The sequence below is a fragment of the Hymenobacter mellowenesis genome (assembly GCF_030581005.1).
GTDB classification, from domain to species: domain Bacteria; phylum Bacteroidota; class Bacteroidia; order Cytophagales; family Hymenobacteraceae; genus Hymenobacter; species Hymenobacter mellowenesis.
The window spans coordinates 81,579-96,309 of record NZ_JAUQSX010000009.1; the positions used below are offsets into that span (position 1 = coordinate 81,579).

General features: G+C 63.5%; 15 protein-coding genes. 10 read left to right on the plus strand and 5 right to left on the minus strand.

Translation table 11 applies throughout. The features are described 5' to 3' along the window. Positions 1–88 precede the first annotated feature (88 nt). The gene (locus Q5H92_RS17005) at positions 89–1,174 is read left to right on the plus strand and encodes a glycosyltransferase (RefSeq protein ID WP_305012748.1); all 1,086 of its coding nucleotides are present in this window, start codon (positions 89–91) and stop codon (positions 1,172–1,174) included. A gap of 13 nt (positions 1,175–1,187) precedes the next feature. Here the strand turns inward: Q5H92_RS17005 and Q5H92_RS17010 are convergent, their stop codons facing one another. Further along, on the minus strand, positions 1,188–1,880 hold the full coding sequence (locus tag Q5H92_RS17010) for a hypothetical protein (RefSeq protein WP_305012749.1): 693 nt from the start codon (positions 1,878–1,880) through the stop codon (positions 1,188–1,190). A gap of 28 nt (positions 1,881–1,908) precedes the next feature. Here Q5H92_RS17010 and Q5H92_RS17015 point away from each other — a divergent pair, with 28 nt between their 5' ends. Beyond that, positions 1,909–2,445: a cytochrome c gene (locus tag Q5H92_RS17015; protein ID WP_305012750.1), complete on the plus strand. Its 537-nt coding sequence runs from the start codon at positions 1,909–1,911 to the stop codon at positions 2,443–2,445. Here the strand turns inward: Q5H92_RS17015 and Q5H92_RS17020 are convergent. Both Q5H92_RS17020 and Q5H92_RS17025 read right to left on the minus strand, forming a co-directional pair. Beyond that, positions 2,426–3,160 (minus strand): phosphodiester glycosidase family protein, encoded by a 735-nt coding sequence (locus Q5H92_RS17020; protein ID WP_305012751.1) that lies wholly within the window; start codon positions 3,158–3,160, stop codon positions 2,426–2,428. The genes Q5H92_RS17015 and Q5H92_RS17020 overlap by 20 nt on opposite strands. A gap of 63 nt (positions 3,161–3,223) precedes the next feature. Next, the gene (locus Q5H92_RS17025; protein ID WP_305012752.1) at positions 3,224–3,727 is read right to left on the minus strand and encodes a hypothetical protein; all 504 of its coding nucleotides are present in this window, start codon (positions 3,725–3,727) and stop codon (positions 3,224–3,226) included. Positions 3,728–3,933: 206 nt separating this feature from the next. Here Q5H92_RS17025 and Q5H92_RS17030 point away from each other — a divergent pair, with 206 nt between their 5' ends. From Q5H92_RS17030 to Q5H92_RS17040, 3 genes are read left to right on the plus strand one after another with little or no spacing between them, the layout of a single operon-like run. Next, positions 3,934–4,191, plus strand: coding sequence for a hypothetical protein (locus tag Q5H92_RS17030; RefSeq protein ID WP_305012753.1), 258 nt, complete (start codon positions 3,934–3,936; stop codon positions 4,189–4,191). Positions 4,192–4,193: 2 nt separating this feature from the next. Then, positions 4,194–5,387, plus strand: a complete 1,194-nt coding sequence (locus Q5H92_RS17035; RefSeq protein ID WP_305012754.1) for an ABC transporter permease — start codon at positions 4,194–4,196, stop codon at positions 5,385–5,387. Between the two features lie 57 nt (positions 5,388–5,444). Next, entirely contained in the window at positions 5,445–6,749 is a 1,305-nt protein-coding gene (locus tag Q5H92_RS17040; RefSeq protein ID WP_305012755.1) for a PP2C family protein-serine/threonine phosphatase, read from the plus strand. Positions 6,750–6,789: 40 nt separating this feature from the next. Here Q5H92_RS17040 and Q5H92_RS17045 read toward each other — a convergent pair whose 3' ends face one another. Then, on the minus strand, positions 6,790–8,265 hold the full coding sequence (locus Q5H92_RS17045) for an O-antigen ligase family protein (RefSeq protein ID WP_305012756.1): 1,476 nt from the start codon (positions 8,263–8,265) through the stop codon (positions 6,790–6,792). Next, a complete protein-coding gene (locus tag Q5H92_RS17050) occupies positions 8,262–9,344 on the minus strand; it encodes a GumC domain-containing protein (RefSeq protein ID WP_305012757.1) in 1,083 nt (360 codons plus the stop codon). The genes Q5H92_RS17045 and Q5H92_RS17050 overlap by 4 nt, the downstream gene beginning before the upstream one ends. Before the next feature lie 208 nt (positions 9,345–9,552). Here Q5H92_RS17050 and Q5H92_RS17055 point away from each other — a divergent pair, with 208 nt between their 5' ends. The 5 genes from Q5H92_RS17055 (at position 9,553) to Q5H92_RS17075 (ending at position 14,669) form a co-directional block, all read left to right on the plus strand. After that, on the plus strand, positions 9,553–10,956 hold the full coding sequence (locus tag Q5H92_RS17055) for an oligosaccharide flippase family protein (RefSeq protein WP_305012932.1): 1,404 nt from the start codon (positions 9,553–9,555) through the stop codon (positions 10,954–10,956). A 134-nt stretch (positions 10,957–11,090) separates the two neighbouring features. Then, positions 11,091–12,254 (plus strand): glycosyltransferase family 4 protein, encoded by a 1,164-nt coding sequence (locus tag Q5H92_RS17060; RefSeq protein WP_305012758.1) that lies wholly within the window; start codon positions 11,091–11,093, stop codon positions 12,252–12,254. An 80-nt stretch (positions 12,255–12,334) separates the two neighbouring features. Continuing rightward, complete coding sequence (locus Q5H92_RS17065; protein ID WP_305012759.1) at positions 12,335–12,877, plus strand: hypothetical protein; 543 nt, start codon at positions 12,335–12,337, stop codon at positions 12,875–12,877. Beyond that, a complete protein-coding gene (locus Q5H92_RS17070; protein ID WP_305012760.1) occupies positions 12,877–13,566 on the plus strand; it encodes a polysaccharide deacetylase family protein in 690 nt (229 codons plus the stop codon). The genes Q5H92_RS17065 and Q5H92_RS17070 overlap by 1 nt, the downstream gene beginning before the upstream one ends. Then, a complete protein-coding gene (locus Q5H92_RS17075) occupies positions 13,563–14,669 on the plus strand; it encodes a glycosyltransferase (RefSeq protein ID WP_305012761.1) in 1,107 nt (368 codons plus the stop codon). The genes Q5H92_RS17070 and Q5H92_RS17075 overlap by 4 nt, the downstream gene beginning before the upstream one ends. Positions 14,670–14,731: the final 62 nt, after the last annotated feature.

A 14,731-nucleotide genomic window follows, 5' to 3' on the forward strand; every position in this document is an offset into this window, starting at 1 on the left:
GCTGCCGGCGCTGTACGCGGGGCTCATGGTGTGGCTGCGTGCGGGGCTTCACGCTTCGCGTACCGCTTCGCTGAATGAAGAATTAAGAATGAAGAATGAAGAATTGAGGTCTACATCCAGTAATTCCTCATTCCTCATTCCTCGTTCTTCATTAAGCGAAGCGCCAACCTTCTCCATCCTCATTGCCGCCCGCAACGAAGCAGAAACCCTGCCCCAGTTACTCAGCGACCTGGCGGCCCAGACGCTGCCATCGGCCCATTTTGAAGTTCTCATTGCCGACGACCACTCCACTGATGCCACCGCCGCCATCGTGGCGGAGGCCGCCCTGGAAACACTGTTCTCGCTACGGCTCATCACGCTGCCCGCCGCCGAAACCGGCAAGAAAGCCACCTTGCACGCCGCCCTGCAGGTTGCCCGCGCTCCCTGGCTGGTGTGCACCGATGCTGACTGCCGCCTTGGTCCCGGCTGGCTGGCGGCCTACGCCACGCTCATCGCCCAAAAGCTGGCGGCCAATTTCATCAGCGGCCCGGTGTTGCTCACAGGCTCCGATACTCTGTTTGCCCAGCTCATGGGGCTGGAGTTTGCCGGGCTGGTGGGCGTAGGTGGCGCCTGCCTGGCCCGGCAGCAGCCCACCATGTGCAACGGCGCCAACCTGGCCTACCGCCGCGCTGCCTTCGAGGCCGTGGGCGGCTTTGTCGACAACGCCCACCTGGCCAGCGGCGACGACGAGTTTCTGCTGCACAAAATCCACGCGGCCTTTCCCGGTACCACCCATTTCCTGGCCCATGCCGACGCCATTGTGCGCACGGCCGCGCCGCCCACGCTGCTGGCGCTACTGCGCCAACGGGTGCGCTGGGCCAGCAAGTGGCGGCATTACCAAAGCCCGGCCTCGCGCCGCCTGGCCCTGCTGGTGCTGGGGGCCAACGTAGCGCTGGCCGCCGGGGTAGGAGCGGGGCTGGTGTGGCCCGACCTCTGGCCCTGGGTGCTGGCGGCCTGGGTGCTCAAGCTGGGCGCCGATGCCTGGTTTATGGCGCCGGTGCTGGGGTTTCTGGGGCGGCGGAAGTGGCTGGGGCTGCTGCCGTTGCTGCAGGTGTTGTATGCGCCGTATGCGCTGGGCGTGGGGCTGGCCGGCCTGCGCGGCGGGTACCAGTGGAAAGGGCGGGCGGTGCGGTGAAGGGCAACGCAGCTTAAAACATTGTTGCAGCTTTGGTGCGCCAGTATCGCAGTGCGGCAATAGCGGCCAGCAGGCCCGTATACGCGAGGGCGCATGTCAGCAAGGCCAGATAATTTGGTCGCATCGACCAGCTGGAAGGAAGGTAGTCACGGCCGATGTTCAGGAAAAGAAAGGAGCAGAAATCAAGCATCAGCCCGGTGGCTACCAGTGTGGTGACGAACGGGCTGCGGCGGAGGCGGCCGAACCAGAACAGCTGAGGCAATACGCCCTTGCAGAAAAAGGACCCCCAATAGAAAAACCAATACGGCCCTGCCATCCGATTCAGCAGGAATAAACTATCCGCTTCCGAGCGCGTGGATAGTGAGGAAAAAATGACGGCGGCCGTAGACATCACCACGCCTACCGAAACCAATAGCATCACCAGATTTGCTACCCAGAGCTGCCGCTGGAAGGTGGCGCGGTAAGCCGGCAGGGCCAGGCCGACGAGCAGCAGCAGGGAGCTCAGGATGTATCCTGTGGGCAGAATGAGGAGCAGGGCGTGCAGCAGGCTCATGATGGGCAAATTGTAGGGCGAAATGGCATCTCGCAAACGGGCGGGTTTTGAATCGAAGCGGCGGCGCAATGCACAGGGCCACAGGGAAAACAGAACGGCGAAAATCCATCCAAAAAACCGCTTCGGCGGGCTTGGATGGTAAATTTGCCGCATATATATTCCATCTCAACCCCCGGTACTCATGCGGTTCAATTCGGTTGGTTTCGCCCTTTCGGTGGGCATGGCGTTGATAGTCGTGCTGATTGGTTTCACCCTGCTTAGTGCCGCCGGCCTGGCCGGCTTTGCGGCCGAGGACGTGGCCCGGGCCAATGAGCCCGAGGCACCTAAGACGCATCAGGTTTCCGCCACCAGAACCAGCGTACCCAGCCCCGCCGCCTCGCCCGAAGAAGCCGCCGCCATTGCCGCCGGCGATGCCCTCTTCAAAGGCAACTGCGCCCAGTGCCACGCCGTGAACGAGCAGGTGGTGGGCCCGGCCCTGGCCGGCATCAGCAAGCGCCGGCCCCTGAGTTGGCTGCTGCCCTGGGTGAAAAACTCCAGCAAGGTGGTAGCCAGCGGCGACGACTACGCCGTGGCCCTGTTCAATAAATTTAACAAGCAGCAGATGCCGTCCTTTTCGCTCTCGGATAAGGAAATTGCCGCCATCGTGGCCTACATCAAGTCAGAGGAAGGGCGTTCAGAGCCCATGCCGCCGGCTGACGCTATTGCTTCGGCGCAGTAACGCCGATTATTACGCCGAAATCGCCGTCGGTTTGAGGCCGGCCAGCGGCTGGTTCGTAGCTGCGCGATACGAAGCCGTCGAGGTAGAGGGCCTGCCGGCAGCCGGCTTTTTTGAAGTAGCTGGCGAAGTCGTAGAAGCTAATTTTCTTCCGCGACATGGCCAGCAGCACGCGGCCATCGGGCAGGATGCCCACCCCGTTGCGGATTTGCACGTTGGCCGAGCCAGCGCGGAAAGCGGGGGGCAGGCGGCCGTCAATCACCAGCATCGGGCCCGATTGGGTGGCGTAGGTCACGCGGCCATCGTTGCGGAAATCGGCCGTTTGGCAGATGTGGGCGCTGCTGTCGGCGGTGAGGTAAAACACGCCGTTGGGTTTCAGGTAAAAGTTGCCCGGGCCGGAAGTGGTGTCCAGCGGCACCAGGGTTTTCCGGGCTTCGATGTATAGTCCCTGCGGCGCAAAGCCGGGGTCGAACATGCCCGCATTCATGGCAAAAACCAGCTTTTGGCCGCGGGCATCCAGCCATTTTTTCAGGCCTTCCAGGCTTTTGAACCGCTGGTTGTGGTCATCTTTCCAGTACAGCCGGAGGGGCGTCCGGCGCAAGTCGGCGCGGTAGCTGATGAAGGGCCCGCCCTCGGCCCACTGGCGGGCCAGGGGCAGGAGCAGCCCGAGCAGTACCAGTAGAAAAACAGCAGGCAGGATAACCTTGAAATTGCGCATGGCAAAGCAGAAAAAAGCCGACGGGGCGCTGCCCCGGCCGGCCGCAAACGCCCGCGCCTCCGGCTAAGCGGCGGCGGCGGTCAACATGGTGAGGTAGTAGTTGGCGCAATGAATGGTTGTCAGCAGCAGTAGCTCTTTGTGGGCCAGCCGCTCAAACGCCTCCGAGGCCCCGAGCTGGTAATCAATGCTGAGCTTGGTCCATTTGTAGTCGGGCACAATGCTCAGCAGCTCCGTTTCTTCGCCGTGCAGCAGAATGAAGGAGCTATTCAGCAAGCCTTTGTGCTTGAGGATGTAAAAATCCTCCGTGCCTCCGAAGTGGGTGCGAATCAGGATTTGGCCTTTCCAGTTCATCTTAAAATCGAGCAGCACTTGTTTCTGCTGGTCTTTGACTTCGATGGTGGTGCCCCAGAAGCCCTTGGGGCGCACGGCGTAGTGGCGGTGGTTGGCCAACATGATTTCGGCCTTGAAGGAAAACCAGCTTTCGTATTCCAGCGCGCCCACGGGGGCGTCGGCCTGCGTTAGCTCGAAGTGTTTCGTGTCGAGCGATTTTGCCTGATAATGTTGCATGATGGACGGTGAAAAAGGGGAATTCCCAAGCGGCTGTTCGGCGGCAAGCTACGCGCGTCAACGGGCTCAATCATCGTCTGCCGGATTAAATTTGCGGGCGGGGCGGCCGTGGCGGGGTGGGCGCCAAGGCCGTCCGCCCCGGCTGAGCGCAGAGCCTTTGCGGGGCTTACATTTGTCCCAAACCCATCCCGCCTGATTGCCCGCCCGTGACTGACCCCGAATTCGACCTGCTCGACGAGCTGTACTTCGTCACCCCGTTCCGCACCTTGCTCCAGAAAACCGGTCTGCCCGCCGCCGAACTCGAAGAGCAGCTCCGCAGCCTGCTGGAGCAGGGCCTCATCCGCAGCTACTGGCCCGACGTGGATACCGAGCTGGCCTACGAAACCACGTCCTTCGGCGCCATTGCCCGCGATGCGTCCTACCTGGCCTCGAAGGAAGGCCTGCTGCAGCACAATACCCGCTAGCCGTGGCCACGGCAGTTTCCGCAGCTCCTCCTGTCACGACGGCCGCCGCCCGGCCGCCGGGCTATTACGTGCGCCAGCGCCTGTGGCAAAACCGGCCCGCCGTGGCCGGCCTGGCCTTTATTGCGCTGTGCACGCTGGTGGCGCTGCTGGGCTACTGGGTGCTGCCCGACAACTCGCCCAACGCCAGCCACGGCTTCGTGCAAATCCAAAAGGAGCGGCCCGGCCTGCGCGTGCAGCTGCTGCGCCAGCCCCTGCCCGATTCGGCCCGCAACAACGAGCGCGCCGATAACCTCTTCGCCACCTGGCTGCACGGCCGCGAGCCTGACGTGCAGGAAACCCCTATCGGCGGCTACGAATTCTCAGGCGATTCCATCATCCTCAAACCCTTGGGCCAGCACTCCGCCGAAGCGGGCCGCCCGCGCCGCCTGGCGCTCTCAGCCGTGACGGGCCACGCCGGTGAGCCCGGCGTGCTGCGGCAGGAAATAAAGGACAAGCACGTCATTGTGCGCAGCTACGTGCTGGGGACCGACAAAGCCGGGCGCGACGAGCTGAGCCGGCTGCTGCTGGGCACGCGCATTTCGCTGGGCATCGGGCTGGTAGCGGTGCTTATTTCGCTGGCGCTGGGCATGGCCGTGGGCGCCGTGGCCGGCTACTTCGGCGGCTGGGTCGATTCGCTGCTGTTGGGGCTGATGACGGTGGTGTGGAGCATTCCGGGCATTATGCTGGTTATTGCCATTTCGCTGGCGCTCGATAGCAAAGGCGTGTGGGTCAGCTTCGTGGCCGTGGGCCTCACCATGTGGGTGGACGTGGCCCGCGTGGTGCGCGGCCAGATGCTGAGCCTGCGCTCGGCCACCTTTGTGGAGGCCGGCCGGGTGCTAGGGCTGCCCACCTGGCGGCTCATTGCCAAACATCTGTTGCCCAATATGCGCGGGCCGCTCATTGTGCTGGCCACCAGTAATTTTGCGGCGGCCATTCTGCTCGAAGCCGGCCTGAGCTTCCTCGGGTTGGGCGTGCAGCCGCCGGCGCCCAGCTGGGGACTCATGGTGAAGGAGGGCTACGACCTGCTGGGCACCGAGGCCGGCCTGTGGCTCACGCTGCTGCCCGGAACGGCCATTTCGCTGCTCGTGCTCAGCTTTAATTTGCTGGGCAATGGCTTGCGCGACGCCTACGACCCCAAAACGCCGGTGGCTGCTTAAGTTTGTAGCCCCGTTCGCATTTCATGCGCGATTCATACGGGCTGCTTACCTTGCTGCATGGCTTCTGTTCCACTTTCTCCCGCTGAGCCCTTGGCCGATGCGCTCGCCGCCCAGGTCGCGCACCGCGACGACCAGATAAAACAGCTGCGCCGCCAGCTGCTGCTCAAGCAGTTCGAGCTGGATACGGTGCTCGGCGTGGCCCACGACATGACGGCCCGCGACCACACCGTCGACGAGCTCTACCATATGCTGCGCCTCACCCTGCAAGGCCAGCGCAACGTGGTGCAGCTGCTGCTGCTGGCCCGCGAAGACCACGGCTTTCAGGCCCGCGTGGCCCTGGGCTGCGACCTGGCCGAGGCCGAAAAGCTGGTGCTCAGCCAACACCTGCGCGAGGGTGGCGTCACGCAGTTGCAAGCCGTGGAAGACCTGCACCTCGGCCCGGCCTGGGACCGGTACGAACTGGTGATACCCGTGCTGCGCCAGAAGCAGGTGGCGGCCTATGTGTTTGTGGGCGGTCTGCGCACCGATTTCGACCGCCAGCAGCTCATTCCCTTCCTCGGCTCATTGGCCAACACCCTGATTGGAGCCGTGGAAAACCGCCGCCTGCAGGCCCAGCGCGTGGCCGATGCCGCCGTGCGCAAGGAAATCGAAATTGCCCAGGAAGTGCAGGCCATGCTTTTCCCGCGCAGCCTGCCCAACGACGCGCACCTGGCCATTGAGCGCAGCTACGTGCCCCACACCGAAATCGGCGGCGACTACTACGACGTGGTCGAAATCGACCCGCACCGCTTGCTGCTGTGCGTGGCCGACGTGAGCGGCAAGGGCGTGCCAGCTTCGCTGCTGATGTCGAACTTCCAGGCCGGGCTGCGCACGCTGCTGCGCCAGGGCGTGGAGCTGGCCACCATCGTGCCCGAGCTCAACCACTTGCTATTCCGCAACTCAGGCGGCGAGAAATTTATTACGGCCTTCCTCGGCATCTACGACCGCCGCACCCGCCGTCTGCAGTACGTGAACGCCGGCCACAACGACCCGCTGCTGTTGCGCGACAACGGCACCGTGGAGCCGCTGAAACACGGCACCGTCATGCTCGGCATCATGGAAGAGCTGCCGATGATACGCGTGGGCGAAATCGAAATTCCGCGTCAGTCCCTTCTGCTGCTCTACACCGATGGCCTGACCGAAGTGTTCGATGCCGCCGGCAATGAGTTTGGCGAAGAGGGTGTGCTGCAGGTGCTGCACCGCAGCCGCTACCTGCCCCTGCATAAGCTGCACCAGGAACTGTTGCGTAGCATCAACGCCTTCAGCGCCCACAATGCCCAGTTTGCCGACGACGTGACGATTCTCAGTTGCCGATTTAAGTAGGGGATAAGGTAAATGCCCGGTAATCCCTTTTTCTTATCCCTTATCTCTCATTAAGCGAAGCGTCCGCCAGCCAGCTTTCGCAGCGAATGAGCAAGGCTAGGCAGATGAAAAACACCGGCCCAATCTTGTCGGCTTCCACCAACTCGTTTAGGGTGAGGTGGAAGACGATGACGACGAACGACATGGTGGCCCCGAGTATCACGCGGCGCACTTCGGGGTGGTGGCGGGAACGGTGGTAGAGGCTTTCGGCCTTGAGAAGTGCCGAGGCGATGAAGACCAGGAAAAGCAAAAAGCCGGGAATGCCTTGCTCGGCCAGCTGCAGCAGGAAGTAGTTGTGGGTGGTCGATTTCTCGGGATTATCGCTCACGTACGTACGGAAGCTCTTGATAGTGTAGCGCTTGTATTCGGGGTAGAACGTGGCCGCACCACTGCCCACAATGGGCTTATCGGCAATCATGCGAGCGGCGGCCACCCAGCGGTACACCCGTTCCATGCCCGATACGTCCTGCATTTTGTAGGTGGCTTCGAGGTGTTTCTCGAAGTTCTTGCCGTTGAAAATGGTGCGCTCGAAGTTGGGCGCGAATTCCATGTAGTTGTCGCCGGTGGTGATGTGGACCACGCCAAAAGCCGTGACCACGGCCACGACCAACAGCACCACCTTGGTGAAACGTAGGCGCATCACCACGTAGTAGAGGGCCGCAATGGGCAGCGACAGCATCGAGGCCCGCGTGTAGGACGTGACCAGCCCAAACAGCAGCAGGCCCAACGCCACCCGCCAGGCCAGCCGGGGGCCGGCCTTGGTGGCGGCCCGCATCGCAAACCAGCAAAACGGAACAAGCAGCGCCAGCATGGTGGCATAAATGACGTGGTTGCGGAAAAAAGGCCGCAGTGCCCAGTTAATGTGCTCGAAATCAAAGCCCTTGGTGGCGTGCCGGGTCACCACGTACACCACGCTCAGGCAAGCCCCGGTGGCGTAAAAGGCCGCGAAACGCCAGGAATCGGCCGGTCGGCGCACAATGAGCAGCGTGCCCAGCACAAACGGCGTGAGGTACCACACCTTGGCCAGCAGGTACTTAAAGGATTTGAGCGTATCGACCGAGAAAAACGCATCGACGGCCGTCCAGAGCAGCATCAGGCCCAGGATGATGAGCAGCGGATGGAGCCACTCGCGGCGCGGAATGTGGCCGGTGCCCAGCAGCAGCGCCGCCCCCACGCACCCCGTGAGGGCCAGCATAAGTGGCTCGGAAGGCACGTCCATGCTCAGGCCGCCAAACAGGCTGATTTCTTCCGAAAACGGCAGCAGGAAAAACAGCAGGTAATAAATCCAGCGCCATTCCACCAGCACCACCAGCAGGGCCACGGCCAGGGCCGCCGGCAGCAGCAGGGCCGGCAGGCGCGTGAGCGCCGCCGCCGCGCCGCCCACCAGCAGCAGGCCCACAAAGGCCATAAACAGCAGCTGCGGACCGTCGAAAGACTGCCGGAGCCGTTGCCAGAGGTTGGTTACGGACGGGTTCACGCCGGGCGGGCGGCACTGGGCCGGTTGCGGCGGTACAATTCCAGCAGGGCAATGAAAATCACCGACAGCACAAACGTCAGCGCCACCGAGCCCACCACAATAAGCCAGCGCACGGGCTTGATTTTCTTGGTGGCCGGGTAGGCCTTCTGCACCAGGTAGACGCTCGAAAGATGCCCTTTCAAGCTCAGCTCAGCCGTTTCAAAAGCCGAGCGGGCCGAGATGAGGCGGGCCTGCAAATCGGCCACGCGGGTGGTGAACATGCTCAGCGAGTCGGTACCCTGCACGTAGCGCTCCAGGTTGATGAGGTTGCCGCCGTCGGCCTTGGTGAGGCCGCGCAGGGCGCGCCGGAGGCCGGCCACGTCGCCGCCGCTGGCTTCGGCCTTGCGCAGGGCCGCCTCGGTTTCGATGAGCTGCTTCACCATGTAGCGGCCCTGCATTTCGAGGCCGAAGATGCCGTAGTGCTTGCGGGCGCCCACCAGTTCCTGGCGGCTGCGCTCGAAGCTGGTGCTCAGGTATTCGTAGCGGCTACGGTAGAGGTCGCGCACTTTCTGGCGGTTTTCCAGGGTGAGCTGCTGGTTCACCGAGTCGATGACCTGCACTAGGGTGTTGGCAATCTGGGCGGCCAGGTTTTTGTCCTTGTCCATGAACGTGAGCTCGATGGCGTCGCGCTCGTTGTGCACGATGGACAGGTTATCGGTAAATTCCTTGAGCACGTAGTTGTCGGCCACGTCGTCGCCGGGCGCGCCGGCCTCGTAGTGCTTGTAGAGGCCAAATTTTTTGATGAGCAGTTCGGCCACCGGCTGCGACTCGCCGATGGTGATGGCGCGGTCCAGGTCTTCGGCCCGGCCGCCGAGCTCCAGCTTGTTGCGCGACTGGCCGTTTTCTTCCAGCAGGCGGTCAGGGTCAGCCGTTTGCGGGTTGGTGGGGATGAAAATGGCGGTGGAGCGGTAGATGTTGGGCAGCAGCAGCGCCACCACAATGCTCACGACGGCGGCCAGGACCACGGCCCCGGCCACGAGGTTTTTCCAGCGGTTGATAATGGGCCCCAGGCCCACCAGCGAGAAAGAAGGTGCAGACATACAGAAAAGAAGGCGCCTGCGCTCGTTCTTTTAAATGGGAGGGAAGGGGCGGGAAGGCGGCAGGCAAAGATAGCCGGAAAATGGCCCCGTCCGGCACGCCATGCGGTTGGGCCGGTGCGTTGCGTAGATTTGCAAACCCGGCGCAACGCGTCGGTTATCCTTTCCCGCCCTTAGTTACCTCGTCGGCATCAAACGGTTTTTTGGTAATATTAGCTTCGTCGTCCTGCTCAACCTGCTGGTGAAACCCGGCTGGGTGGTGGTCGAAAACCTGGTGCAGGACCGGCTCGGGCACGCCACGTTCGGGCTGGTCACGGCCCTGTCGGCGCTCACGCTGGTGGTGGCCGCGCTGTCCGACCTCGGCCTCACGCCCTACGCCGTGCAGCGCGTGGCCGCCGAGCCCCGCTTCATGGCCGAAACCTTTCCCACGCTGCTGCCCCTGCGCGGGGCGCTCAACTTTGTGGCGCTGGCCGCCATGCTGGCCGTGGGCTGGGTGCTGGGCTACCGCGGCAACGAGCTGCTGCTGCTCGGAGCCGTGGGCGGGGCCCTGCTGCTGGCCCAGTACGGGCAGTTTTTGCGCGGCACCCTGCAGGCCCACCAGAAATTCAACACCGACGCTGTGCTCTCGGTGCTCGAAAAATTTGTGCTTCTGGGGGCCGTGCTCGTGCTGCTGCCCATCGGCCTCACGCTGCCCAACTACGTGGGTGCCCGGCTGGCTGCGGCGGCCTTCACCGCCGTGCTCACTTATGGGCTGATGACGCGCCTGTTTGGCCGCGTGCGCTACCGCTGGCAGGGCCCCGTGGCCCGCACGGCCCTGCGCGCCAGCCTGCCCTTCGCCCTCATGACGCTGCTGTACGGCGTGAATGAGCGTATCGACATGGTGATGCTCGAACGCTTGGCCTCGCCCACCGAGGCCGGCTACTACGCCGGTGCCTACCGCTGGGTCGATGCCGTGATGATGTACGCCTGGACGGTGCTGCCGCTGTTTTTTGCCAAATTCGCCAGCGTGCCGAAGGATGCCAGTGCCCAGCGCCAACTACTCATGTTCGGGCAGCGCATCGTCACGCTGCCTATGCTTTTCATCGTCGCCTTCGTGCTGTTTCGGGGTGAAGTAGTGTTCTGGCAGTTCAGCCACAGCACCCCGGCCGAGGTAGCCCGGATGACCTTGTGTTTGAAAATTCTATTCGTCAATGTGCTGGTGCACGCCTTCTTTGCCATCTATAGCACGTTGCTCACCAGCACCACCCACGAGCGCGCCGTGAGCTGGCTGGTGGCCCTGAGCATCTTCCTCAACATCGGCCTGAACCTGTTTTTGCTGCCGCGCTACGGCGCCATTGCCGCCTCGCTCGACACGCTGCTGTGCGCCTTGGCCGTGTCGGTGGGCTACCTGGTGCTGGTGGCGCGGCGCACCGGCGTGGGCGTGCCCGGGCGGCTGCTGGCCCGGCTGCTGCTGGCGTTTGGGCTGCTCTGCGGCGCCTGGGCCGGCCTGCAATACGGCCTCTATCTCAGCTGGTGGCTGGAAGCGGGCGTGATGGCCGTGGTGTTTGGGCTGATTGTGCTGGGCACGGGGCTGGTGCGAAGGAAGGAAATTATGAGCTTGACGGGAAAGAGTTAGAGGGATAAGAACGTCATGTCGAGCGCAGCCGAGACATCTCGCGTGCCAGCACTAATTCTTTTCATCAATTTGATTACTTCGGCACGCGAGATGTCTCGGCTGCGCTCGACATGACGTTCTTGTAATTCCAAAATATGACCTCAACCGCCCCGCTGCACATCGCCGTCAATACCCGTTTTCTGCTGCCGGGCGCGCACCTGGAGGGCATCGGCCGCTTTAGCTACGAAACGCTGAGCCGGCTGATAGCCCAGCACCCGGACGTGACGTTTCACTTCCTCTTCGACCGGGCTTTTGATAAGCGTTACTTGTTCGGGCCCAACGTGGTGCCGCACGTGCTGCTGCCGCCGGCGCGGCACCCATTTCTGTTCGTGGCGTGGTTTGAGGGCGCCGTAGCGCTGTGGCTGGCCCGGCACCGCCCAGCGGCGTTTCTGAGCCTAGATGGCTTCACCACGCTGGCCACCAGCGTGCCGCGCGTCACGGTCATTCACGACCTGGCGTTCGAGCATTTTCCGCTCGATGTGGGTTTGTTGCAACGCAAATACTACCACTGGTTTATGCCCCGCTTCGCCCGGGCCTCGGCGCAACTGGTGGCGGTGTCGGAAGCCACCAAGGCAGATATCGTGCAGACGTACAGCATCAAACCCGATAAAATCAGCGTGGCCTACAATGCGCCCGCCGAGCTGTTTCAGCCCCAGTCCGAGGAAGCGCAGCGCGAAATCCGGCGCCGGTTCAGCCACGGGCAGCCATATTTTTTGTTTGTAGGCGCCCTTCAACCGCGTAAAAACCTCGGCAACCTGTTGCGCGCCTTCGACTTGTTCAAAGCCCAGGGCGGCCCGGAAGCCTCGGCGGCGCAGTTGCTCATCGTAGGTCGCAAGGCCTGGAAAGCTGGTCCCATTCTGGAGGCCTATCAGCAAATGCGCCACCAGAATGCCGTGCACTTCACCGGCCGCGTGGCCGATGCCGAGCTGGCAGGGCTGTATGCAGCGGCGCTGGCTGCGGTGTACGTGCCTTATTTTGAGGGTTTTGGTATTCCTATTGTGGAGGCGCAGGCCAGCGGCTGTCCGGTGCTTACGTCCCAGGTAAGCTCCATGCCCGAAGTGGCCGGAGAGGGCGGTGCCGAACTGGTCGACCCGCACGCGCCGGAAAGCATTGCCGTCGGGCTGGCCCGCCTGTGGGAAAATGCCGGCGTGCGCCAGCAGCTGGTGGTTCAGGGGCAGCAGAACTTGGCGCGCTTCTCGTGGGCCCGCAGCGCGGAGGTGCTGTGGGAGGCAGTGGAAAAGGCGATTGGGGGCAAATAAAGTCTTGCCATTGCGAGCGGAGCTGAAGCAATGACAAGACTTCATTAAGCGAAGCGTCGTGGTTACTTTTGTAGCTCTTTATGGCGCGTCTGCATTCCTACAACTTCACCCACGTGCTGCTGCCGCAGCTGGCCTGGCGCCGCCCTGCTTCGGTGCGCCGCGAGCTGAGCGACCCTTACCTGGCGCGGGAGCTGCTGCAATACGTGTGGGAAAAAGCGGCCGAAAACCTGCCGGCCGCCGATAAAATTGCGCCCAAAGGCCTGCGCCTGAGCTGGCACGAAGTGGCCGGCCGCGCCACGGCTTTGTTCCATCTGCCGGCGCCCCAGGCCACGATGGAAGCTTATTTTTCGGCCCTGGTGTACGAGGAAGATGACGAGCCCGAAACCGAAGCCGAGGAAAAACGCCCCCGTTACTTCACCCTGGAAGCCACGCTGGGCCTGAGCTGCCCCGCCGGTGCCCCCACTCAGATAGGCGAGTGGGCCGGCGAAACGCACCGCCACCTGGGCCGCGGCCCGGCTGCCGGCCAGTCCGATACGGCCGCCGCTTTCCTGGCGGTGCTGGCCGCCGTGCTGGGCCCGTTGCCCGATACGGAAGTGCCCTTCATGCACATCGTGCGTTCCTGATGCGGCTGGGTTCCCAGCTCGAAGCGGCTTTGCTGACCCGGCCGCCTAAACTGCTGCACGCCCTGCTGCCCGGCTGCGAGTGGACCGGCCCGGCCGCCACGCCCGCCGGCGCCACCACGCTGTACCTGACCTTCGACGACGGCCCCATTCCCGAAGAAACGCCCTGGGTGCTGGAACAACTGGCGCAATACAACGCCCAGGCGGCCTTTTTCTGCGTGGGCGAGAACCTGGGCCGCCACCCCGACATTGCCCGAGCCGCCTTGGCTGCCGGCCACCGCCTCGGCAACCACACCCAGCGCCACCGCAGCGCCTGGAGCCAGTCGCGCGCCGACTACCTGGCGGACGTGGCCGAGTGCCAGCACACCCTTGGTCAGTTGCTGCCTGCCACTTCAAAAGTATCGGAGGCGGCTGTTGCGCCACTCTTCCGCCCGCCCCACGGCCGGCTGACGTGGCCCCTTTTGCCACGGCTGCAAAAGGATTACCGGGTAATAATGTGGTCGGTGCTCACCCGCGATTACGACCCCACCCTGCACCCCGAGGACTGCCTGCGCTACACGCTGGCGGCCGTGCAGCCCGGCGATGTAATCGTGTTTCACGACAGCCGCAAGGCCAGTGCCCGGCTGCGCTTCGTGCTGCCGCGGGTGCTGGCCCACTTTGCCGAGCGGGGCTTTCAGTTTCTGGCGCCGTGAGTGGGTTGCTGCTGGCTTTTTTGCTGCTGTGGCTGGGCAGTCTGGCCTATGCTACCTGGCGCTTTGCCACGCGGCGCGGCGCCCAGCTGGCCGGCCTGCTGCCCCAGCCGTTGCCCCGCGTGAGCATTCTCATTGCGGCTCGCGATGAGGAACTGGCCCTGCCGCGCTGCCTGGCCAGCCTTCGGCAGTTGAATTATCCCGCCGAGCTGCTCGAAATTCTAGTGGGCGACGACGCCAGCACCGACCGCACCGCCGCCGTGGCCGAGGCCGCCATGCAGGGCTTTGTGAGCAGTTTTCGGGTAATTCCCATCACCGACAACCTAGGCGAGGCCCGGGGCAAAGCCAACGTGCTGGCCCACTTGGCGCGCCACGCCACTACGGAGTATTTCTTCATCACCGACGCCGACATCCACCTGCCGGCCAGCTGGATAGAGGCGTTGCTGGAGCATGCGGCGCCGGGCGTGGGCACCGTCACGGGCATCACAGCGGTGCGCGGGCCGCGGCTGTTTCATCAGCTGCAGGGCATCGACTGGCTACTGTCGCTGAGTCTGGTGCAGGTGGTGAGCGAGCAGGGCCGGCCCGTAACGGCCATGGGCAACAATATGCTCGTGACCCGCGCCGCCTACGAGGCCACTGGCGGCTACGAGGCGCTGCCCTTCTCCGTGACCGAGGATTTCGCCCTATTCCAGGCGGCCGTGGCGCGCGGTTTTGGCTTCCGGCACGTATTCAGCGCCGAAGCGCGGGCCGATTCCCTCCCCATGCCGAGCTGGGCCGCTTTGCTGAAGCAGCGTCGCCGCTGGCTGCGCGGAGTAGAGGCCCTGCCGCTGCGGCTGCGTTTGCAACTGCTGGTCTTCAGCGGTTTCTGGCCGGCACTGGTGGGGCTGGCGTGGGTGGCCGGAGTGGGGCCAGCGCTAGCCGTTTGGGCTGGCAAAGTGCTGGTGCAGGGTACGCTGGCGTATCTGGGGCACCGCCGGGCGGGGCTGCGGCTGCATTGGTGGCTGCTGCCGCTGTTCGAATTTTACACGCTGGCGCTCACTTTTAGCATCATCGGCTTCCAGGTTTTTGGCGGGGCGGTGGTGTGGAAGGGGCGGCGGTATGAGTGAAATGAAGAAATAGAAAGAACGTCATGTCGAGCGCAGCCGAGACATCTCTACCGCAGCAGTAA